Origin of the sequence: Dysgonomonas sp. HDW5A (assembly GCF_011299555.1) — a bacterium.
In the GTDB taxonomy this organism is placed as follows: Bacteria; Bacteroidota; Bacteroidia; order Bacteroidales; family Dysgonomonadaceae; genus Dysgonomonas_A.
The window spans coordinates 1818744-1841656 of the sequence record NZ_CP049857.1 but is presented as its reverse complement, the minus strand read 5'-3'; the positions used below and the strand labels follow the sequence as shown (position 1 = coordinate 1841656).

20 protein-coding genes are annotated in these 22913 nt (G+C 37.3%); 6 read left to right on the top strand and 14 right to left on the bottom strand.

The window, feature by feature from the left end; genetic code table 11:
- Positions 1-269: 269 nt before the first annotated feature.
- Positions 270-1115 (top strand): hypothetical protein, encoded by an 846-nt coding sequence (locus G7050_RS07690; RefSeq protein ID WP_166113551.1) that lies wholly within the window; start codon positions 270-272, stop codon positions 1113-1115.
- 84 nt (positions 1116-1199) lie between these two features.
- On the opposite strand, the gene G7050_RS07685 is transcribed toward G7050_RS07690, so the two are convergent.
- Positions 1200-1676 carry a hypothetical protein gene (locus G7050_RS07685; protein ID WP_166113548.1) on the bottom strand — a complete coding sequence of 159 codons (477 nt, stop codon included), beginning with the start codon at positions 1674-1676 and terminating at the stop codon, positions 1200-1202.
- A 64-nt stretch (positions 1677-1740) separates the two neighbouring features.
- Positions 1741-4536: an excinuclease ABC subunit UvrA gene (gene uvrA, locus G7050_RS07680; protein ID WP_166113544.1), complete on the bottom strand. Its 2796-nt coding sequence runs from the start codon at positions 4534-4536 to the stop codon at positions 1741-1743.
- Between the two features lie 198 nt (positions 4537-4734).
- On the opposite strand from uvrA, the gene G7050_RS07675 reads away from it, so the two are divergent.
- Both G7050_RS07675 and G7050_RS07670 read left to right on the top strand, forming a co-directional pair.
- Positions 4735-4977 carry a GlsB/YeaQ/YmgE family stress response membrane protein gene (locus tag G7050_RS07675; protein WP_166113541.1) on the top strand — a complete coding sequence of 81 codons (243 nt, stop codon included), beginning with the start codon at positions 4735-4737 and terminating at the stop codon, positions 4975-4977.
- A gap of 142 nt (positions 4978-5119) precedes the next feature.
- Complete coding sequence (locus tag G7050_RS07670; RefSeq protein ID WP_166113539.1) at positions 5120-5548, top strand: hypothetical protein; 429 nt, start codon at positions 5120-5122, stop codon at positions 5546-5548.
- Positions 5549-5760: 212 nt separating this feature from the next.
- Here G7050_RS07670 and asnA read toward each other — a convergent pair whose 3' ends face one another.
- The 5 genes from asnA to G7050_RS07645 form a co-directional block, all read right to left on the bottom strand.
- Positions 5761-6798: an aspartate--ammonia ligase gene (gene asnA, locus G7050_RS07665; RefSeq protein ID WP_166113536.1), complete on the bottom strand. Its 1038-nt coding sequence runs from the start codon at positions 6796-6798 to the stop codon at positions 5761-5763.
- 155 nt (positions 6799-6953) lie between these two features.
- Positions 6954-7535, bottom strand: coding sequence for a hypothetical protein (locus G7050_RS07660; RefSeq protein ID WP_166113533.1), 582 nt, complete (start codon positions 7533-7535; stop codon positions 6954-6956).
- 2 nt (positions 7536-7537) lie between these two features.
- Positions 7538-8335 carry a polymorphic toxin type 23 domain-containing protein gene (locus tag G7050_RS07655; RefSeq protein WP_166113530.1) on the bottom strand — a complete coding sequence of 266 codons (798 nt, stop codon included), beginning with the start codon at positions 8333-8335 and terminating at the stop codon, positions 7538-7540.
- A 7-nt stretch (positions 8336-8342) separates the two neighbouring features.
- Positions 8343-11606, bottom strand: a complete 3264-nt coding sequence (locus G7050_RS07650) for an exodeoxyribonuclease V subunit beta (protein WP_166113528.1) — start codon at positions 11604-11606, stop codon at positions 8343-8345.
- Complete coding sequence (locus G7050_RS07645) at positions 11584-11931, bottom strand: translation initiation factor (RefSeq protein ID WP_166113525.1); 348 nt, start codon at positions 11929-11931, stop codon at positions 11584-11586. Before G7050_RS07645 ends, G7050_RS07650 begins: the two co-directional genes overlap by 23 nt.
- A gap of 272 nt (positions 11932-12203) precedes the next feature.
- Between G7050_RS07645 and G7050_RS07640 the strand changes: the two genes are divergently transcribed.
- Complete coding sequence (locus G7050_RS07640) at positions 12204-13097, top strand: DUF2156 domain-containing protein (protein ID WP_166113522.1); 894 nt, start codon at positions 12204-12206, stop codon at positions 13095-13097.
- A gap of 33 nt (positions 13098-13130) precedes the next feature.
- Positions 13131-13976, top strand: a complete 846-nt coding sequence (locus G7050_RS07635; RefSeq protein WP_166113519.1) for a GNAT family N-acetyltransferase — start codon at positions 13131-13133, stop codon at positions 13974-13976.
- 58 nt (positions 13977-14034) lie between these two features.
- On the opposite strand, the gene G7050_RS07630 is transcribed toward G7050_RS07635, so the two are convergent.
- From G7050_RS07630 to G7050_RS07605, 6 genes are all read right to left on the bottom strand, one after another.
- Positions 14035-14796, bottom strand: coding sequence for a hypothetical protein (locus G7050_RS07630; protein WP_166113517.1), 762 nt, complete (start codon positions 14794-14796; stop codon positions 14035-14037).
- 635 nt (positions 14797-15431) lie between these two features.
- Positions 15432-16259, bottom strand: coding sequence for an MBL fold metallo-hydrolase (locus G7050_RS07625; protein ID WP_166113514.1), 828 nt, complete (start codon positions 16257-16259; stop codon positions 15432-15434).
- A gap of 54 nt (positions 16260-16313) precedes the next feature.
- Positions 16314-17261 carry a nitronate monooxygenase family protein gene (locus G7050_RS07620; protein WP_166113511.1) on the bottom strand — a complete coding sequence of 316 codons (948 nt, stop codon included), beginning with the start codon at positions 17259-17261 and terminating at the stop codon, positions 16314-16316.
- A 96-nt stretch (positions 17262-17357) separates the two neighbouring features.
- The gene (locus G7050_RS07615) at positions 17358-18299 is read right to left on the bottom strand and encodes an alpha/beta hydrolase (protein ID WP_166113507.1); all 942 of its coding nucleotides are present in this window, start codon (positions 18297-18299) and stop codon (positions 17358-17360) included.
- Positions 18296-18736: an inner membrane protein YiaA gene (gene yiaA / locus G7050_RS07610; protein WP_166113505.1), complete on the bottom strand. Its 441-nt coding sequence runs from the start codon at positions 18734-18736 to the stop codon at positions 18296-18298. Before yiaA ends, G7050_RS07615 begins: the two co-directional genes overlap by 4 nt.
- 191 nt (positions 18737-18927) lie before the next feature.
- Positions 18928-19824, bottom strand: a complete 897-nt coding sequence (locus G7050_RS07605) for a DMT family transporter (protein WP_166113502.1) — start codon at positions 19822-19824, stop codon at positions 18928-18930.
- 663 nt (positions 19825-20487) lie between these two features.
- On the opposite strand from G7050_RS07605, the gene G7050_RS07600 reads away from it, so the two are divergent.
- The gene (locus tag G7050_RS07600; protein ID WP_166113499.1) at positions 20488-21825 is read left to right on the top strand and encodes a dihydroorotase; all 1338 of its coding nucleotides are present in this window, start codon (positions 20488-20490) and stop codon (positions 21823-21825) included.
- Positions 21826-21885: 60 nt separating this feature from the next.
- Here G7050_RS07600 and G7050_RS07595 read toward each other — a convergent pair whose 3' ends face one another.
- Positions 21886-22863 (bottom strand): Gfo/Idh/MocA family protein, encoded by a 978-nt coding sequence (locus G7050_RS07595; protein WP_166113496.1) that lies wholly within the window; start codon positions 22861-22863, stop codon positions 21886-21888.
- Positions 22864-22913 lie beyond the last annotated feature (50 nt).

Sequence of the window (22913 nt, the reverse complement as noted above, 5' to 3'; positions counted from 1 at the left end):
TATCACTGTTTTGCATACCAAAGCAACAACTAGTTCTGCTAACTCAAATGATTTAAACAGGTCAATTAGGATAAATAACAGATATTTCTATCCATAAAAGATTAATTATTAGAAATTCTTTATATTTTTATAATGAAACCCAAATAAGTGTATCTTTACACTTTAAAGTCTCTGGTTTTTTCATTATCGATCTAAGTATAACTATGAATGCAAGTTATAACTTTAAAGTATAAGATTAAATTCTAATTTTTACTTAAAGACCTAAAAAAGTGATACTATTAGCAGAAAGCGGATCTACAAAAACAGAATGGTGTCTGGTAAATGAGGATGGAATAATTGAACGTTACTTAACAGATGGTATTAACCCCTACTTTCAATCGAGAAGGGAGATTAGCCATATTGTGCGTTTACAGTTACCTCCTGTATTTTTCAAATTAAAATCAAATACCATCTATTTCTACGGAGCCGGCTGCTCTTCAACGGAAAAGAAAGATATTGTAAAAGCTTCTTTAGAAGCACAATTCAGAACTCCGGCGATAGTTGAAAGCGACCTTGTAGGTGCTGCACGATCTCTTTTCGGTAATGAGCAAGGAATAGCCTGTATTTTGGGAACAGGCTCGAACTCTTGCTTTTACGACGGAGATACAATTGTAAAGAATGTAAAATCACTCGGATATATTTTAGGAGACGAAGGTAGTGGAGCCTCATTAGGTAAAGCTTTTTTAGCTGATTGTTTAAAAGGATTGGCTCCGGAAGAACTGGCCTTGCCTTTTTTCGAGAAATACAGAATTGATCCTGAGCAGATCATGGATTACATCTATACTAAACCTTCTCCCAACAAACTGCTTTCGGTGCTTTCGCTCTTTCTTTATGAGCATCTCGAACATCCTTATGTGAAAGATTTAGTTTATCAGAATTTGAAATCGTTTTTCGTGAGAAATATTCTGCAATACGATTATAAGAATTACCCTGTACGTTTTGTGGGATCATTAGCCAATATGTATGCTAAGCTACTTAAAGAAATTGCCAAGGAATTAGGTGTTAAGATAGACTTCATACACGATAATCCGATTAACGGACTTATTGCATACCATAAATCAAAAGGACGGTTGTAAGGAATAGGTGACGAATAAACTAGATTTATCTGCTTGTTAATTAATTAATTTATCTTTCAAGAAATATCCGATATATCATCAATCCTACTTCGATTTTATTTGTAAATAAATTCTACTTAACCTCTCTGATAAAGTTGGCTTATACACTTGAAAATTATTTCCATATGCCATTTCAGCGTATGGTCGGCTTCTATATACATTCCCATCTCTGTCTTCCAATATAGCTAAACATCCGAAAATTTTCCGAACTTTATTTTCCGGTGAGATATAAATTTCAAAGACCGCTTTCACGATAAAGTCGTCAGGAAATCCATTGTTTATCAATTCTTTCTTAATCGTTTGCTGTAGAAAACGTAATTGACTTGTGATCTGCGTTATTTGGAGTTCTTTAGGAAATACTTTTTGATTTATAATGTCAATCTGAATATCCTTTACATTTTTTTCGTCAGCAGCATTCCAGATCCAATCTGCCATGTATCCCTTTTCACAGTAAAATAGTGTACTGAAATACTGCTGTATTAGACTGTTAGGAATTCCATTTAGATTTTTCTTTTTTCCCATTTCTTAGGATTTAGAATATTATTAAAGGACAAAGAGGTTTGATTTTTATAAAATCAACACAACCCTATCCTACATTCAACTTATCTTTCAGGAAATGACCTGTATGCGACTTGGCACATTTCGCTATTTGTTTAGGTGTACCTTCACAAACCACATTTCCACCTTCTTTTCCGCCTTCGGGACCTATGTCGATAATATGATCGGCACATTTGATGACATCCATATTATGCTCGATGATTATTACAGTATGACCTCTTGCAATCAACGAGTCGAATGCTTTCAATAAAGTTTTTACGTCGTGAAAGTGAAGTCCTGTTGTAGGCTCATCGAAGATAAACAGAGTCGGCTCGGTTTTCTCTTCACCCAGATATGAAGCCAGTTTTACCCGTTGGTTTTCTCCACCCGAAAGTGTAGAGGAAGCCTGCCCCATCTTTATATATCCAAGTCCTACTTCCTGAAGCGTTTTAAGACGTTTTACGATTTTTTTCTCGGTGCTGCCTTTACCCTCTTCAAAGAATTCTATCGCTTGATCTACCGTCATCTCTAATACATCATAGATGCTAGAACCACGATATTCAACTTCGAGTATTTCTTGTTTGAAGCGTTTTCCTTTACATGCTTCACACTCGAGTGTAATATCTGCCATGAATTGCATCTCGATGGTAGTTTTACCATCTCCTTTACATTCTTCGCATCTACCACCTTCGACATTAAAGGAGAAGAAAGCAGGTGTAAAACTCATTTGTTTCGACAATTGCTGATCGGCAAAAAGCTTCCTTATCTCATCGTATGCTTTGATATAAGTAACAGGATTGGATCGTGACGATCGACCGATAGGATTCTGGTCAACCATTTCGACATTCTTGATCATCTTCAGATCACCTACCAACTCATTAAACTGAACGATACGGTCACTCGATCCCTTATAATGTTTTTGAAGTGCATTGTAAAATACATCACAAACCAATGAAGATTTTCCCGATCCGCTGACTCCTGTAACTACAGTCATCACATTCAGAGGGAACTTAACATCTACGTTTTGAAGATTATTTTGTCTAGCACCTTTTATTTCAATAAAATTATTCCATTTACGTGTTTTAGCAGGTACAGCTATAGTTTCTTCGCCATTGAGATAGCGTACAGTATGACTGTTACTATTTTTATCAAGGTTAGCTAACGAACCCTGATAAACAAGTTCTCCGCCTAATCGCCCTGCCTGAGGACCGATATCTATAATATAATCGGCTGCACGGATTATCTCTTCATCATGTTCTACAACGACAACCGTATTTCCCAACCCTTGTAAATCACGTAATACCTTTATCAACAAATCGGTATCTCTGGAGTGCAATCCGATACTGGGTTCATCCAATATATACAATGACCCCACTAAGCTACTTCCCAGAGAAGTTGCGAGATTGATACGCTGGCTTTCTCCTCCCGATAAAGAGTTAGACAGACGGTTAAGTGTCAAATATCCTAAACCTACATTCAGAAGGAATTGTATACGGCTACGAATTTCGGTAAGCAAACGTTTTCCCACTGCTGCATCTGTTTCATCCAGCTCCAGCTGATCGAAAAATATTTTTAATTCAGACACCGGCATAAGGACTAAATCGGCAATAGAACTTCCTCCGATTTTCACATATAAAGCCTGAGGCTTCAAACGTGAACCCTTACAGGTCGGACAAGTCGTTTTCCCACGATAACGGGCCAGCATTACCCGATACTGTATCTTATATTGATTCTCTTCGAGCATTTTAAAGAATGCATCGATACCCATTACACCGGGTGCTCCGTGCCAAAGTAAATCTTTATCTTTTTCGGTCAGTTTAAAATAAGGACGATGAATGGGAAAATCACGGCTCGCCGTTGAATGTATAAATTCGTTTTTCCATTCGCTCATCTTCTCGCCTTTCCAGCAGAAAACAGCATCGTCATATACGGATAATCCTTTATTGGGGATCACGAGGTCTTCATCAATTCCAAGCACCAATCCGAATCCTTCGCAATGAGGACATGCTCCTACTGGGCTGTTGAAACTGAACATCATATCGGTTGGCTCTTCGAACTGAACTCCATCTGCTTCGAAGCGTTTTGAGTAATCGTAACTTTCGATTCCCGATTCTGTATAATACTTAATTATACATTCTCCTTCTCCTTCAAAGAAAGCGGTTTCGACTGATTCTGAGAATCGGTTTAATGTTGCCTTATCTGCCGATGTCGATAAACGGTCTATCACCAGTAAAACCTGAGAGGGATCAAGAACTTCTTTAGATTTAAGCAATTCATCTATTCGAATAAACTCTCCTTTAGATTCTACCCGCGAAAATCCTTCTTTTTGAAGAATGTCCAATTGCTCTTCCATTTTACGATTCTCGCGTAAAATAATTTTTGAAAGAACAACCAGTCGGGTACCTTCGGGATAAGTAAGCATCTTATCGGTAATATCTTTTACCTGATGCTTCTTTACAATCTCTCCGGAAATAGGCGATATGGTTTTTCCTATACGGGCAAACAACAAACGCAGGTATTCATATATCTCGGTAGATGTTCCGACAGTAGAACGAGGATTGCGTGAGCTTACTTTTTGCTCGATAGCAATAGCCGGCGGAATCCCTTTGATATAGTCGCATTCGGGCTTGTTCATCCTTCCCAAAAACTGACGGGCATAGGAAGATAAACTTTCCACGTAACGCCTTTGTCCTTCGGCATATAAAGTGTCGAAAGCTAAAGAGGATTTACCGGACCCCGATAATCCTGTGATAACAACAAACTTATTGCGGGGAATTTCGACATCAATATTTTTGAGGTTATTGACTCTTGCTCCTTTTATGAGTATATTTTTTTCTTCTGACATGTATTAAGTAAATGACAGTGTTTAATGATCTATTTCGGCAATACAACAACTAAGTGTTGGCATACTTGCAAATTATTAAAAGGTAGGATACCTTTTTGGAGGCACAAAGGTACAAAAAATACACCGCATTTATTGCTCAAACAATATCACTTTAATATTTGTTTATATATGAAATACACCATTTAATAAATTTAGAATATGGGATTTATCTGGTCAATCATCATTGGAATTATAGCAGGGTTTGCTGCCGGGAAAATATTTAAAGGGAAAGGATTTGGCTTAATTGTCAATCTTATTGTAGGTATTATCGGGGGAGTATTGGGTGGATGGCTTTTCATTCTTCTGGGCATTAGCGCCAACGGTATTATCGGAAATCTGGTCATGTCAACAGTAGGTGCACTACTTCTACTCTGGATAATATCTTTGTTTAAGAGAGAATAAAACAACACCCGTAAGAATCTTGTTTTATCAGGTCATCAGACTCAAATGTACTTTTGGTTTTACTATAAATATTTTTAATACCTTTATACAGCAAATCACACTTATTACAAACCATCGTATAAATGGCAAGAAAATATTTATTATGACAAATGAAAATTTAGACACACAAATAACCGAAAGAAAAATTTATAAAAACAGAGCATTGTGGGTTGGATCATTTATTGGTGGTCCATTAGTAGCAGGGTATATTATTGCTGAAAATTTCAAAGCATTTAACCAATCTAGTAATGCCCAGAAAACTTGGTTAATTACTATTGTATCGACAATTATAATTTTTGGAGGAATATTTTTAATTCCAGATAATGTAAAGATACCTAATCAACTTATCCCATTAATTTATACAACAGCTGCGTATTATATCCTTAAGCATTATCAAGGAACAGAAATTGAATCTCACATTGAATCCGGAGGGCAAGTTTACAAATGGGGTCGAGTGATTATAATTAGCTTAATTGGACTTACTCTTACATTCATTGGGATTTTAGGAATAGCATTGATGTTCGATCTATAAATAAGGTCACAGACCTTATTATTGCTTTGGCTAGTATAACAAATAGAAATAGTTATACTAATGAAATATCGCATTAAATATTTAACGCTAATTGGATGAATACAAATATCAAAATTTACTGGAGAATTTTTGTAAAACTATTATAATAAAAAATAACCGCCGATAGTGAAGAACTATCGGCGGTTATCATTTTATAGTGTCTGTTTATCTTGTCAGATTAATGGCATTCCCAATTTTTGAGCTTCCGCACGCATATCTCCCGGCCAAATACCTGCTTGTATCTCACCGATGTGTCCTTTACGAAGGAAGAACATACAAAGACGCGACTGCCCGATACCTCCCCCTATTGATAAAGGTAATGAACCTTCGATCAAACGTTTGTGGAAATATAAGTCTTTTTTAGACTCTTGTCCTTTTATTTTTAATTGTTCCAGAAGAACCTCTTTGTTCACACGAATACCCATGGAAGATAATTCCATAGCACGTCCCAATACAGGATTCCAAACAATAAGGTCTCCGTTTAATCCCTTATATCCGTCTTCTCCAACAGTAGTCCAATCGTCATAATCGGGAGCACGTCCGTCATGTGGTTCTCCGTTACTTAATACACCGCCAATACCTATGATAAAAACAGCGCCGTATTCTTTTGCGACTTTATCTTCTCTTTCTTTAGTGGTAAGATCAGGATATAATTGCAATAGTTCTTCGGAATGGATAAACTTAATTTCATTCGAAAGAATCGGCTTTATCTGAGGAAACATTTCATAAACCAAAAATTCGGTGCGAACCAATGCTGCATAAATACGTCTTACAATTCCTTTCAGAAAATCGATCGTACGGTTATGAGGACATATCGCCATTTCCCAATCCCACTGATCCACATACAGAGAGTGTAAATTACCTAATTCTTCATCTGCACGGATAGCATTCATGTCGGTATATATTCCATATCCGTCATTGATACCATAATCGGCAAGAGTCAATCGTTTCCATTTTGCTAATGAATGTACAATCTCGGCATACTCATCTCCCATATCTTTGATAGGAAAAGTAACTGCACGCTCTACTCCGTTCAAATCATCATTGATTCCCATTCCCTTTAATACGAATAAGGGAGCAGTAACTCTTCTAAGTCTAAGTTCGGATGCAAGATTTTGTTGAAAGAAATCTTTTATTTGTTTTATGCCCAATTCTGTTTGTTGCAAATCGAGCAAAGCATGATATTGATCCGGTTTTATTAAATAACTCATATAAAGATAGCTAAGTGTTTCCTTTTTATTAAACAATTGGCAAAGTTAACCTATTTGTGTTATCCTGAAAACATTTATAGCTTTATTTTATACAATTTGATAATATATATAACATTTCATTAACAAAAGATTATATATTAATTTTCAAAAACCCTTTATTTGTTAGGGTTAAACCATTTTTTCGTTATAAATGAACAATCCTCGCTATTACGTTTTTTAGCCAAAGGATAGAAGACCGCAGCCTTGGCACATTTATTCTTTTGAAAAGACGGATAGTCTTTCATATACCCCAGATTAGTATTGTGAGGATATACATAATCACTTATGTTAATTAAGATTTCAGCTCCTTTAATTTCGTAATCACGAAAAACAGTACAGATACCCATTCCCTCCTGCCTGATCGTTTGCGTCTTAATTGTATCTCCCGTTACCCGATAAGTACCCCAAGAAGCGTATTGGCAAAAATTAGACTTGCCTCCATTCTCAAAACAATCGGTCAGATCAGAAATATTATTCGCAGTTGCAATCGTGAATAAGCCATCGGGATAAAACATAAAGACAGAAAAGAACGTAGAATCACATTCTCTCTCGGTAACGTAATAGCCATTTATATTAATCAATGTATCGAGACCTGTATATTCCTTTGTATATGGATAGGTAAAATCTTTCGGCTTAACGGTTACACAAGCTGATAAGCCAATTATGAATATACATATTGTAAAGTAAAATTTTCTCATTATCAATATAGGGTATAAGGCTGATAAGTACCAACTTGAAGAAACTGATTCCGATATCCTGCCGATTTGAAATCGCCTGTATCGAAAAACTTACGATGCCACAGATTTTGTCCGAGGTATCCTCCCGTCTGATTGTTTAAACCATAACGGAGTATCAGGTCTTTATTTGTATAGCCGACATAAATCGGGCTTGATATTTGCTTTCCACCCAGGTATGTACCTTTTCGATTATAGGGTGACGCATCTGTTAAACCGTTTATTTCGGTCGTATATACATTTGTACCGACCATGAAGTGTTTGTATCGAAGTTCTAAAGCAGCCGTCCGGTATCTGTCATAAATCGTAAATCCGGTAAAAGGGAGAGCCAGAATATCATCTTCGAATTTTAGGCTGAAATTATCTAACCTGAGACCTACAATTCCAGAGACTTGTTTGCCGCCTTGATAATATTTATTGACCAAATACGAAGCTCCGTATCTGCCATCGTCATAATCCACTCTGGCAAAGGTAGTACCCAGTCCGAATTTTTCTTTGGCTTTATAGGCATCCAGCCCTGTTGAAAATGTCCAGTCCCCAATCGTTTTAGATACGGTTAACGAACCACCCAAGCGAAAACCGTTTCTATCAGCCGATCCAGCAGTAAACAAGGCTACGATTGAAGCCTTTACTTCAAAACCGTTATTTCTATCCGCATTGAAAATATAAAGTGAAGTGTAATCATTATCATTTACTACCTGAGATTGCACATTGAGTACAATGCTAAATAAAAGAATAGATAAACTGATAAAGTAATGGTACATAGTAAGGTTATTCTACTTCAATCACCAATCCCAACGTAATATAGCAAACGAATCCTTTGACGTTATTATAACCCATTTTTTTGATCTGGGTCATATAGTTTTTCACTTGCTTGAGGTATTTTTTTTCTTCTTTTTCTCCGAATTTATAATCTATAACTATAACTTCGCCCGCCTGCATCATGACCCTGTCGGGACGGATAAATGTACCATTGGGTTGTAATATTTCCACCTCATTCAACACCTTATATTCTTCGGTGTACCAAGGTTCTATCTGCGGATTAGACAAATAGTCATTCAAAAGCAGAGTTATTTTGGTTCTCTCCTCTTCAGTTATTTCACCGGATAATTGATAGGTCTCTACCACTCTATCTAAATCTGCCAACGATGTTACTTTACTTACAATTTCGTGCATAAGAGTACCATACTCACGCTGTCCGTTTTCGGAAAAGAAATACTTGTTGTTTAATCGTAATTTCAGCCTGTCATCAAAAGAAATACTTGCTAATGTGCCGATACTGACCTCATCGTCCGATAAAGTATCTGAGCCTCTTTGTGACAAGGAATCGCCTTTGCTCTCGCCCAATTCGAAGCAATCGGATTCCTGATCCATTGATTCTTGCAACGACACAAAGGTTTTACCCTCTTGTGGTTTTGCTTCTGCATGAATGCAAGTCCACAAAAGAGACGAGATCGAATTGATTCCCTTTTGCTTTTCTTTAGGCTTGGGCGAAAATATAATCAGATCGTTCTTAGCACGGGTAAGGGCTACATAAAGAACATTGAAGTTATCGATAAAGGCATGCAGTTTTTCATCAAAATATTCATAGGCAAAGATGGTATTCTTTAGCTTCTGAGAATATTTTACGGGGACAAGCTGCAATTGGTTGAAAGGCTCAAACCGGGGCTGACACCAAAGGATAGTAGGCATCTTATGGTCTATATCCCAATGCCCGAAAGGAAGAAGTACGACTTCGAAACCCAGTCCTTTCGATTTATGGATAGTCATAATTCGTATGGCATCCTGCCCGTCGGGTGTGAATATGGTTTTGGTCTGTCCGCTTTCGTCCCACCATTGAAGGAAGGAATCAAGATCGGACGAATGCTTCACCGAGAAATCGAGAACCATATCCATAAACGCTTGTATATAGATATTCTCGTTACTTTCCATGGCTTCTTTAAAAAGATCGAAAATCTCTTCGGTCATTTCATAGAGGGGAAGTTCTTTAATCCGATTCAATTCAACAGAGACTTCTTCGGGAAAATCATCGGAATTAGAAAGGTGTGTACATATTGTTTCTTCGGGGGTTAGCTGATCTTTAAACTTGAAATATTCGTAAATAGCCAATGTCCTCAATGTGAAATCGGATGGATTTCGCAAGTATTTCAATAACGAAACAACCAACTTTATACTCTTCGAGTTTCTGATAAACAAGGCTTCATCGGAAATAATATCGTATCTGTATTTCGAATGCTTCTGTAAGTTTTTATATTCCAAAAGTCGGTTTGCCACCTCTGCTCCTTCTTTCTTGGTACGAACTAATATGGCAATATCTCTTAACGAATATCCTTTATCCTGAAGTTCTTCTATAGTATGTGGCAACTGATCTAAAACATAAGCCTGCCAGTTGCTATTTTCTTCGGTGTCTACAAAATGAACTTTTACATGTCCCGAAAGATTACCTTTCTTTTTTTCGGGAAGGTATTGATAAGAATCTTTATAAGCGTTTTCGATACGTGTATACAAAGGAGCTAAAGCCTCGTCATACGTTATATCGGCTAAAGTTTCATTAAACAGGTTTTGCAATAACTTCGAACCTATTTCGAAAACAGCATTATTAAAGTTGATGACGTTTTCGCCGCTTCTCCAGTTCGTATCGAGCGATTTATGAATAACACCGTTGGTTTTAAAATCGATATCGAGTTGCTCATCCAAAAGTTTCCAATCGGAATTACGCCAGCGATAGATACTTTGTTTTACATCACCTACAATAAGATTCTTATTTCCGGCAGAAAGACTGTCTCTCACCAAAGGCAAGAAGTTTTTCCACTGCATATTGGATGTGTCCTGAAACTCATCTATCATATAATGATCTACACGGGTACCCACCTTTTCATATACAAACGGAGTATCTGTGCCTTCAATAATCTTATTGAGTAATTCGGTAGTATCCGAAATAAGCATCACGTTATTCTCTGCTGCATATTCCCTTACTTTTTTATCGACATCGCCCAATATTCCCAATGTGAAAAAGTAACGGTTTACCTCATAAGCTGTCTGATAGGTTATCGAGTTATCATAGTGAGCAATAATATCATTTACACAATCATTCAAGCCATTGCCAAATGCATCTTCTATTTTAGATTTCACATCGACAGGAGTAGTTTTTGTATACCAGCCCGATACATCATCGGGGAGTTTGCGGAAAGTATCGGTAGGTTCTTTAATTTCGCCTGTTGCCCACTTCTGAAAGCTAAAGAAAGTAGATCGTGCTCCTCCTTTAAAATCGTCAGGCCGAAGGTCGAACCTCACCATTATATTAAGTGCCTTCTCAGCAATTTCTTTCGACCTTTTTTCGTATTGTTGAATATAGATTATCAGCGTTTTTTTATAATCGTCCAACAGGGTTTTATCAGCAATGTCGGCTTGTATCTGATCGCTGAAAGCTTTGTAGGTTTCTTTGAAAATTTCGGTGGATAGCGATTGAATATCATTTCGGATATTCCACGTTTCGCCACTTTCTATTTTTTCTTCGGAGAAACGTATCAACCAATCGAGTAACTGTTCATTCTCGGCTCGTTCCAGATCGTAAAGCATTGAGTCGATGGCTTCGCCCAGAACTTTACCTGTATCGAGTTCGACATTATACCCTCCCCCCAAACCAATTTCACGGGTAAAAGCCCGCATGGTTTGTTGAAAGAATCGGTCAATGGTACTGATCGAAAAAGACGAATAGTCGTGAAGTATACTAATCAATATCTTTCGAGCCTGTGCCCTCACCCACTCTTCGGGTTTGCGGTATTCTTTGGTCAGCGTCTTTACATAATCGGAAGGTTTATCCGATGCCAGTTTTGCCAGTTCTTCGATAATACGGCTTTTCATTTCCTCGGTAGCCTTATTGGTAAAGGTTACGGCCAGAATATGTTTGTACGAAAAAGGGGAAGAAAAAAGCAACAAGAGGTACTCCTCCGTCAGTCGGTGTGTTTTACCCGATCCGGCAGAAGCTTTATAAACGGTCAGGTTTGCACTATCAGATGATTCGTGCCTTAGCATATCCGTCTTTTTGTAACAGCTCTAAAACTTTGGTTCTGAAATCGCCTTGAAGAAGAATTTCTCCGTCACGGGCAGAACCTCCCACCCCACAACGGGTTTTAAGCGATTTTGCCAAGTCCTGCAAATCGTCATCCGATCCTACAAAATTAGTAATCAGTGTTACCGATTTACCTTTGCGGTTTCTCTTATCAAGTTCTATTCTGAGAAGTTGCTTTTCTTTGGGTAAGGCAACTACCTCTTCTTCGTCTTCCGAATCATATTTATAATCGGGATTGGTCGAATAAACCACATTTAAGCGGTCTTTCCAGTCATTATTCGTTTTCATAACAATTAAGTATGTAAATAAGCCAAATACGTAAGGTCTGTGACCTTAATTACTGAATCAAATATACTTAAAAATTGTCAGATTGAAAGAGAAATCTGTCATCTGAAATTTTCGGCGTGCTTTTTGTAGAGATATGAACATAACAAGAATACCAATTGTTTGATAGACTAAGGTCGCAGACCTTTTTACTATTTTGATCGGTTATATTACTCAACTATACTTTGATAAAAAGGATAGTAATAAACATTTAACACTAGTTTAATTAAGTAGTTATGATTCACTTTAAAACCATAGAACTATCCGATAAGCCCCAAATAGATGCTTGTCTGGATGGCAACACTTTCCGTGCATGCGATTTCAGCTTTACCAATATGTTTGCATGGAATGCTAAATTCAAAACTCAATACGACATTCAACACAAAACTTTATTTCTTAAATTTCAGGAAATAGATGGTGAGACATATTATATGATGCCTATTGGCCCGATGCCTGTTAATGAATCGATACAAATATTACAGGCAGATGCGAAAGCTTCGAATAGACCTTTTCAGATGAAGGGCATCACCGCCGAAATGTGGGAAATGATCAATAAAAAAATGCCCAATCAATTCAAATATATACACGAACGCAACAACGACGAATACATCTACCTTTCTTCGAAATTAATTTCGCTTTCGGGCAAGAAGCTTCAAAGCAAACGCAACCATATCAACCGATTTAAAATTGATAATCCCGATTGGCAGTACTTCCCCATAACAAGCAAAAAAGATCTGAGCGAATGTGTGACCATGCTCAATGAGTGGGAAAACATTAAAGAGGATAAAGACAGATCGCTCCAATATGATTATATTGCAACTCGATTGATGTTAGAGCATTTCGACGAACTGCAATTGACTGGAGGAGCTATCCGTGTAAACGGAAAAATCATAGCCTTTACAATTGGCGAAAAGTTAACGGAAGATACTTTTGTAGTACATGTTGAAAAGGCTTTCGGTGAAATTAACGGAGCTTACACCATAATTAATCAGCAATTTATAGAACACGAAGCTTCTAAATTCAAATATATCAATCGTGAGGAAGATATGGGATTGGAACCATTGAGAAAAGCCAAGCTTTCGTATCAGCCCGATATTTTATTAGAGGAAGGAGTATTGGTACCTTGCTGAGCGAAATAATGCAGTAAACAACTTAAATAGAATATGATTGAATTTGCAAATAAAAACACAGCCGCTGAAGTTCGTTCGATGTGGAAAATCTGCTTCGAAGATACCGATGAATATATGAATCTGTATTTCTCCCGACAATACAGGGACGAAAACACACTTATATATTGGATCGACAATAAGGCTGTGGCTTCTTTGCAAATGCTACCCTACTCTATTCGGTTTTATGGTGAAGTAATACCTTTTTATTATCTGGCAGGATTATGCACTTTACCCGAATACAGGGGTAAAGGGTATATGGGACAATTAATCAAAGAGTCTTTTGCTGTAATGAAAGAAAGGAATATACCTCTTTCGATCTTGGTTCCTGCCGAAGACTGGCTTTTCGGGTATTACAAGAAATACGGATTCGAAACGACATTCGAAGAAAGCTCCGAAGATATAGGATTCAAAAGCTTCTTAGATAAACATACAGGCGATTCTGAGGAAATATATAAAGCATTCGATAAAGAATATCAGCAAAGAGATTTCTGCGTTTTGAAATCGAAGTACGATTTTGAGACAATTGTCAAAGAATATATCTTAGATAGTAAACCTCCTAAGTTCAATTTAAGAGGTATGTCTTGTGTAATAGATCCTCTATTTATGCTGGGATTATACGCACAAAAAAATACAGATAAAGATTTCACAATCAAAGTTGAGAACCAGATTTATCAAATTAGCGGTGGACATGTAAAACACTGCCAATCAAATCCGAATATTGAAGTGAATATAAATATGCTGACTCGCTTGCTTCTCGGATTTCACACCAATGAATTAACGGTAGAATATTCTTCTCTTTTCGAAGAACATCAGCCTGTTCTTAATTTGATGCTGGAATAAACAACAACACAAACCGACCAGTTGGTCTGCATTGTTGTTATCTTATAAAAATTATAAATTACAGTGACTCTATGATTAAAAAAGTGTGTCCTACGCCTGCCCAATAAGCTAATATTCCCGATGGTTGACATGAGACCCTCAAATCTATCACATCTCCTTTAGCCAAATTGGTAAGCCCCATAACAAAACTGGCAATATCATATCCTGCATCTGTAACGGAAACCAGCCCGCTATTTATAAATTGAGTCCCATTACGAAATATATAGGCTCGGAAATTTTCCCCGATATTACCTCTGGTCTGAAAATATACACCGTAGGCTATTCTGTAAACCCCTGATACCGGTGCAACATATTGCTGATTGTTTACATCCCATCCATAAGCTGCCCCATATATATCTTTTGCGCGATCAAAAAGAACGCCTCTCAAACTGGTTAGTTTTGCAAAATTCGGGAAAACCGCACCATTTACCAGCAATTGGTTTCCAACCCCATAGACTGATGTTTGATATTGAACCGCACCAGATATCCAAACTCCATTCCCCTGAGTGTCGGACGTTAAGACTCTGCCGGATGCTGCTCCATTAGGTAAATGCAACCCCGTGTCGCCCCCTGTATTTACAATCGAAAGTTTATTAGAAGGAGTAGTTGTACCTATCCCGACTTTACCATCGTTCAATATTATCACATCATCAGATGTAACCCCGGCAACTCCGGCATCGATATGTAATAAACCTAAAGGACTTTCGGTATTAATTCCTACCTGTCCATACGTAAAAGCAATAAAAAACAATCCGAATAATAACAATAAATTCTTTCTCATTTGTTTTATAATTTAGATATATCAGTTAGTTGGTTGTATGACAAAAAAGGCAGAGACATGTAATCACTACATGACTCTACCCGTGAAAGTTGCGCCTTTAACAGTCTGACTATACAGATTTTAAACGACAACAAAAAAAATAAATCATTTGAATAGTAAACTGTTGGGAGACAACTTAAATAATGTTTTTCAGGAAACACTCTGGTGCAGAAGATATACGAGTCGATAATACACAATGAAGCAGACAGACAAAATTTGCCGCCTGGAAAATAAAGGAATAAAATAGGAATTAATACATGCGAAGAGGCATTATTTAGCTCTCTCTCTCTCTCTCTCTCTCTCTCTCTCTCTCTCTCTCTCTCTCTAATATTTCAACGCAAGCAGACAAATCTAAATAGTTAAAATTTAGATTATTACAAACAAATGTATTTGTTAATTGCATTGACATATCTTTCAAAAAGAGGCTTTTATGTTTCACAAATATAATAAAAAATCAGTAATTACAACTATAGAGCAATTACTGATTCATTTTATAGGTTTACTATTTAAGTAAAGAATAAAATTTATTGGTATATTTTATCGTTGTACAATCTATATTTGTTATACTTACCAAAGTGCCAAAAAGGTCTGTGACCTTAAAACTCAATTAATCCTGAGGGTTTTCCCCGACTGAGAGTTTTAAGATTGACATCTTTACCCACCTTTATCCCTTGTAAATTTAAAGCACATTCTACTGTTTTGTAAGCAAGGTCGGGGTGATTATTATCCTGACTGAGATGACAGAGCCATATCTCGTCCATCTTATCGTGATAGATGGAAGTTAACAGCTCTCCTGTAAGGCGATTACTCAAATGTCCCATTCCCGAAGTAATACGCTGCTTGAGATAAGCAGGGTAACGTCCGCAACTAAGCATCTCTTCATCGTAATTGGCTTCAATAATCAGGTGATTTGCCGATCGGGCATATTTAGAGACTGTTTCGGTGATACGACCTACGTCGGTAACCAAAACAATGGTTTTATCTGCAATCTTGATTTGATATCCTACGTTTTCAATCGTATCGTGCGGAACATCGAAAGCTGTTATCTGAAACTCTTTTATCTCAAATGTTTTTTCTTTTTCAACGATTCGCTTAGCTCCCGTAAATTTTTCTTCGACAAAACGGCTTCTCTCGATGCCTGCATGAACGGTTTCTGTAGCATACACCGGAATATTCAATTTCCCGCCGAAACCTCCGATTGATTTTATGTGATCAGCATGATCGTGCGTAACCAATACTGCAATGATGGTTTCCATAGCGATACCGTATTCACGCAAGTATTTTTTTATAGTACGCATCCCAATACCAGCATCGATAAGGATACCGTACTGAGAAGTTCCCAAGTAGTAGCAATTACCACTGCTACCACTCGAAAGGCTTATTAATTTATATTTTGGTATGGGTGCAAAAAGATCGTATTGCATTTTAAGTAGTTACAAGTAATTAAGTAACAGAATAGATTCAAAAGATCTGAGCTCTTAGAAAGAAATTCCCGACAGAGCTTTTGCACTTGTATTGAATTCTGTGATAATTGATTTTACAACATCTCCGGCCAAAGGCAGGTCTTTAATCAAGGAAGCAATTTGCCCTATTTCGAGTTCACCCTCCACAAGGTCTCCTTCGAATATTCCTTTTTTAGAGCGTCCTTTACCCAAAAGAGCTTTTATTTCTTCGGCAGAGGCTCCTCTGTCTTCAGCTTCCTGTACTTGTTTGTAGAATTCATTTTTTATCATGCGGGTTGGCCCTACTTTCTTAAGAGACAGCAATGTATCTCCTTCGTTAAGACTTACACACAGATTTTTAAATTCAGCAGAAGCCGAACTTTCCTGAGTCAATGCAAAACGGGTTCCTATTTGCACCCCTTCGGCTCCTAAAGCCAAAGCAGCCAACATGGTGTTACCTGTTGCAATACCTCCGGCAGCAATCAAAGGAATATCGATACTTTTACGAACTTGAGGAATCAAAGTCAAAGTTGTGGTTTCTTCTCTTCCGTTGTGCCCTCCGGCCTCGAATCCTTCGGCAACAACTGCATCAACGCCAGCTTCCTGACATTTAACTGCAAACTTAGAACTGGATACTACATGGGCTACTTTAATACCATGCTCCTGTAATTTCTTAGTCCATGTCTTGGGGTTTCCGGCAGAAGTAAATACGACTTTTACTCCTTCTTCGATTATAATATTTATTATCTCTTCAATATTAGGATACAGTAGAGGCACATTCACCCCAAATGTATTATTGGTTGCTGCTTTGCATTTTTGGATATGCTCTCTGAGTACTTCAGGATACATAGATCCTGCACCTATAAGACCAAGTCCTCCGGCATTACTTACGGCAGAAGCCAATCTCCAGCCACTACACCAAACCATACCTCCCGATATAATCGGGTATTTTATATTAAAAAGTTTTGTTATTCTATTTTCCATGACTCTAATTTTAGCTCATATTTTACAAAGATACTAAAAATGACGAAAGGCGAGTTTATAACACGCCTTTACTATATTATAAAAAGGTCTGTGACCTTAATTGATGTATTTACTTACAAAGTTATTGGTTTTGGTTACGTATTCATCAGTACAATCCCAATAAGCATTAGCATGTTCAACATTGGGTACAACCCATAGTTCTTTATCACCTTGTTTGGCTTCATAAAGCTTATTCACCATCCATGTGGGTACATAGGTATCTTTATCGCCATGAATGAAAAACATAGGTAACTTACTTTTTTTGATTTGCTCTAAGGATGATGCTTCTTTAAAATTCCAGTCGACCTTCATTTGAGTATATAAAGAGGTTACTGGCAATATAGGAAATGCAGGTAATCCATATTCATCTTTAAGCTTGTGCTTAAATTCGTCCCAAACACTGGTATATCCACAATCTTCAACAAAACATTTGATATTTTCGGGCAGATCTTCTCCCGATGTCATCATCGTGGTGGCTGCTCCCATCGATATACCGTGAATAACCATATTGGTAGTATCTCCGTATATGCCTTTAGAAACATCTATCCATTTCAGAATATCCAAACGATCTTTCCAACCCATCTGAATATATTCACCATCGCTTTTTCCATGTGCTCTCAAATCGGGAAGCAAGATATTATAGTTCATCTCTTTATTGTACAGATGACCAATCATCAACATACGAATCGAATTATCGGTATATCCATGAATAATAAGTGCTGTATTAGGCGACTCAATGGCCGAACGAACATACAACGCATGAAGTTTACTGCCATCGTCGGCAACGATAAATGTATCCCTCAGGGCTGATTCCCGGCGTAGGCTATCTACCCAGAGTTTCAGATTAGGATCGTGATCATAAAGAAAAGCATAAGCATCTTCTTCGTCCGTTGGTGTTACTTTTCTATCCAACGAAACGCCAAACATGTAAATACCTCCACCAACAACGATAGCGAGTAATACTACAAATACGGCTAAAAATATTTTTACTTTTTTCATCTTTCCGATTCAGCTGTGTCTCTAATATTTTTCTGAACAGATATGGCTGCAAATAAACTTAAGGTATAAGACATACCATAAAAGCCTTTTTCACTCAATGCTAACTCAGCGTTCCATAATCCAACAACCAATAGCAATATCGAAACAATTGTACCAAACCAACTAATAGCAAAAAAGATATTGGTTACGGGAATTCCTTCGAGTTTATCTCTTACACTTTTTTGAAGCGTTACTGCAGAGAACAGACCGAACAATAGTATTGTAAAATAATATCCTTTTTCGTTTAATTGCATTTCGGCATTCCACAAACCAATGAGATAAGCAATTACCCCTACAAACAAGACGAACCAAGCGGCTCCGACAAAAGCTGCCGAAGGAACTTCTTTATTTCTTTTTATTCTAGGCGTAGCATCCGGCTTTACTGTTTCTTCTTCCATAATTACATTTTCAATATTAAGTAATAGTTAATGATGTTCTTTCAAGTTAAATAAATCAAAGACTTTCAATCAATTTAACGTTTAACCGCCAAAAATAATTATATTTATTTAATAACGAACATTAATTACAGAAAAACAGCAAATTACTGACTAAAGGACAAAAGAGCCTAAACAAACAGATAGAAGATCAATTAGTCGCCCAACATAGACTCTTTCTTTTGCTTGCCAAAGACAATAACTAAGCTCACGGAAACTAATATCAGCAATATACCAAAACCACTATTTAAATTAAAGTATTCGGAAAAATACAGCACGCCGATCAGTACTGCAACCAGTGGTTCCATAGAACCTAAAATAGACGTAATGGTAGAACCTGCATATTTTATAGCTAAAATCAAAGTCAGATCAGAAATTACGGTGGGCAGAAATGCCAGCAACGACAACCTCCAAAGGGCTGTGGTATCAGGTATTAACTCGACTCCCCCGTCAGAAGTGGCAGCAAATATAAAGAATAAGACAGCACCCGACAGGAGTATATAAAATGTAAGAATTTCGGCATTCATCTTTCCTACAGATGATTGATTGATCCCTACTATATATACCGAATAAGTTATTACGGTAAGGGAGGCTATTGCAACACCAATCAGATTAATACTGCCCTCGCCACTCCAGCAAAGCAGGGCAACTCCAATAAGTGACAAAACGGCTGCCAGAAAAAGCACTATGGATTTTCGTTCTTTAAAAAAGACAACCATCAAGAAACTAACCGCAATAGGATAGAGAAAATGAATTGTAGTAGCCAATCCACTCGGTATATATTTGTATGAATAAATAAGGCACATAGCTGTTGCGGCATAAAGCACCCCTAGCCATCCAATCGTCACTAGATTCTTTTTTGATATTCTGAAATTTTCTTTTTTAAACAAGCAGATAGCCCCCATCAGCAAAGTCGAAAACAAAAAACGATAAAATAAAATCGAAGGCAATCCCATATTGGAATCGGTCATTAAAGGAATCGAAAACAAAGGTATCAAACCAAAAGTACCCGATGAAACAAGTGCATAAATAACTCCTTTAAAACTTTTCATTGCCATATTCTTTTTACAAATTGTTACTCTGACTGTACCCTACTGCCGATATTCAACATACCGACAGATACAATTACAACCACATCACCTTAAAACCTGACAAAGGTACAATGTTTCATTTAAGGAAAAAAGGCAATACTTTACTAATCGAAACGGATGGTTTTATCTGCATTAATCTCATCCACAAAACTCCCGATAGGATGCGTTCCTAAATTGAACATTAAATAAAAAAAGTAATATTTTATTGAACAGAACATATCAAAATAAAATTACCAACCAGACAAACCGACCGTTCGGTTTATTCGGTTGAAATTATCACAAATTTATCTATTAAAAGAAACAGAACAATGAAAAAAAGAGGGAAAATAAAGCAGGTGTAACTTTTGTCACTTTTGTAATCTTTTCCGACATTAAATACTGACATACTGAAAGTTAACAAATAAACAAAAAGGGTATAAAATGTCACTTTTTTGTATAGTAATTGTTTAGATTGTAGTACTTTTTGTACACTTGGGTTACAGGTTTAAGACCTCAGACCTATTAATACTTGCTATCACTTTAATAACAAGGCTGTTTTATTATTCTACAATACATATCAGCAAAACCGTTATCTTTGTATAAGAGTGTAAAAACAAGGAATAAATAACCCGAAAAATATCAAATATGTACCTTATTCAAAATGCAACCATAATAAATGAGGGTGAATCGATTAAAGGTTCTGTTCTTATAGAGAGAGAAATCATTAAGGCTATTTACAAAGAGAATAGTGTTCCGTCTGAAATCCTTAACAAGGCAACCATTATCGATGCCGAAGGATTATGGTTAATACCGGGTGTCATAGACGATCAGGTACACTTTAGAGATCCGGGACTGACCCATAAGGGCGATATTGCCTCCGAGAGTAAGGCTGCGATTTCGGGGGGAGTGACTTCGTACATGGAAATGCCTAATACTAAGCCTCAAACAACATCAATTGAAGCACTCGACGCCAAATTTGAAGTAGCATCACAAAAATCATATGCCAACTATTCTTTCTATTTGGGAGCTACCAACGATAATCTGGCTGAACTTCGTAAAATCGACAAAAAAAATACTTGCGGTGTCAAAATATTCATGGGTTCTTCTACCGGCAATATGCTGGTTGATAAACGCAAAGCACTGGAAGCTATATTTGCAGAGATTGATATGATCATAACCACTCACTGCGAAGAGGAAGAAATCATACAAAAAAATATCGCATACTACAAAGATCTGTTAGGTGACGATATCCCCGTTAAGTATCACCCATTGATAAGAAGTGCGGAAGCCTGCTATCAATCGTCAGCCAAAGCGGTAGAGCTTGCGGATAAGTATGGTGCAAGACTTCACATATTACACCTGTCAACAGAAAGAGAAATCAGCCTGTTTGATGTGAAACCACTGACAGATAAAAAAATAACGGGAGAGGTTTGTGTACATCACCTTTGGTTCTCCGATGAAGATTATGAGAAATACGGAAATCGTATCAAATGGAATCCGGCAGTAAAAACAAAAGAAGACAGAGATGCTCTTCTACAGGGGCTTCTCAAAGGCAAACTGGATGTTATAGCGACAGACCATGCTCCACATTTATTGGAGGAAAAAACAGGTGGATGTCTTCAAGCGGCATCGGGAGGTCCACTAGTACAACATTCATTGCAAATGATGCTAGAGATGTCTAAACAAGGAAAAATATCGAAAGAAGAAGTAGTTAACAAAATGTGCCATGCTCCGGCAACTTTATTCAGGATAAACAAGCGTGGATATATTCGTGAAGGTTATTTTGCCGATCTGGTTCTTGTAAATCCAAACAAGGATTATACTATTACACAAGAGAATATTCTATATAAGTGCAAATGGTCTCCACTCGAAAACGAGACGGTATCGACATCTATTGAGAAAACATTCCTTAACGGACAAATTGCTTTTGAAAACGGACAGGTAAACGAAGTAAGAGGGCAAGCTCTGACCTTCAACAACTAAAATCAAATATAAGACTATCACCTTAAACCATATTTGACTTTAAGGTGATAGTTTATCTATTTAAGCATTGAGAATCATATCCATTACACGCGAGGTTCTAGCACCGCTAACACCTGTCGAGGGGCATTTTCCAACACCTCTCAGTTCATCTACTATTGTTTGAATCAATGGCTGCTGAATGTGTTCAGGTGAGGGTATATCAAAGCTCTCTGAAGCTGTATCCGAGAGTAATAAGATAGGAGAGAAGGCAAATGTACTGAATCTTATCTCGCCCTTAGTTCCGGTAATAATAATAGAGTCTACATCTGTTTGAGCCGAAGTAACAAAGCACCAACGTCCACTACCTATGATTCCTGACTTAAATTTAAGAATGGCTGAAATGGTATCCTTCACTTCATAGAATTGACCCAGGTTTGCAGAGAAACCTTTAGCATCGGTAATCTCTCCCAACAAAAAATCTAGAATGTCTAAGGTATGAGGTGCCAGATCGTAAAAGTAACCTTCACCGGCTATATCTTTGTCTACTCGCCATGTATGATCGGAAGAAGTTAAATCAGAAACCCTCGGAGAGCGGTATTGCTTTACCTCAACAGTTAAAACGTTACCTATAACTCCACTCTCCAGCAATTCTTTCACTTTTAAGAAGTAAGGCAGTGCTCTACGGTAAAAAGCAACAAACAGCTTCTGATTAGTGGTTTCCGAAGTTCGGATCATCTCTTCACACTCGGCTGAGTTCATCCCCATGGGCTTTTCAACATATACCAGCTTACCTGCCTGCATAGCTTTAATTGCATACTGCATATGAGTATTAGGAGGTGTTGCAATATACACAGCATCCACTTGAGAATCGGCAATCAACTGATCAGCATCTGTATAATATTTATCGACCTTATGTCGCATGGCATAATCCTTTACCTTATCCAGATCTCGTCTCATCACCGCCACCAGATTCGAATGTTCTATCTTATAGAAAGAAGGTCCGCTCTTTTTTTCACAAACATTTCCACAACCTATAATACCCCAATTAATTGTTTTCATATTATACTAATTATTCGATTTACGATTAAGTCTCTACAATAAAGACAAAT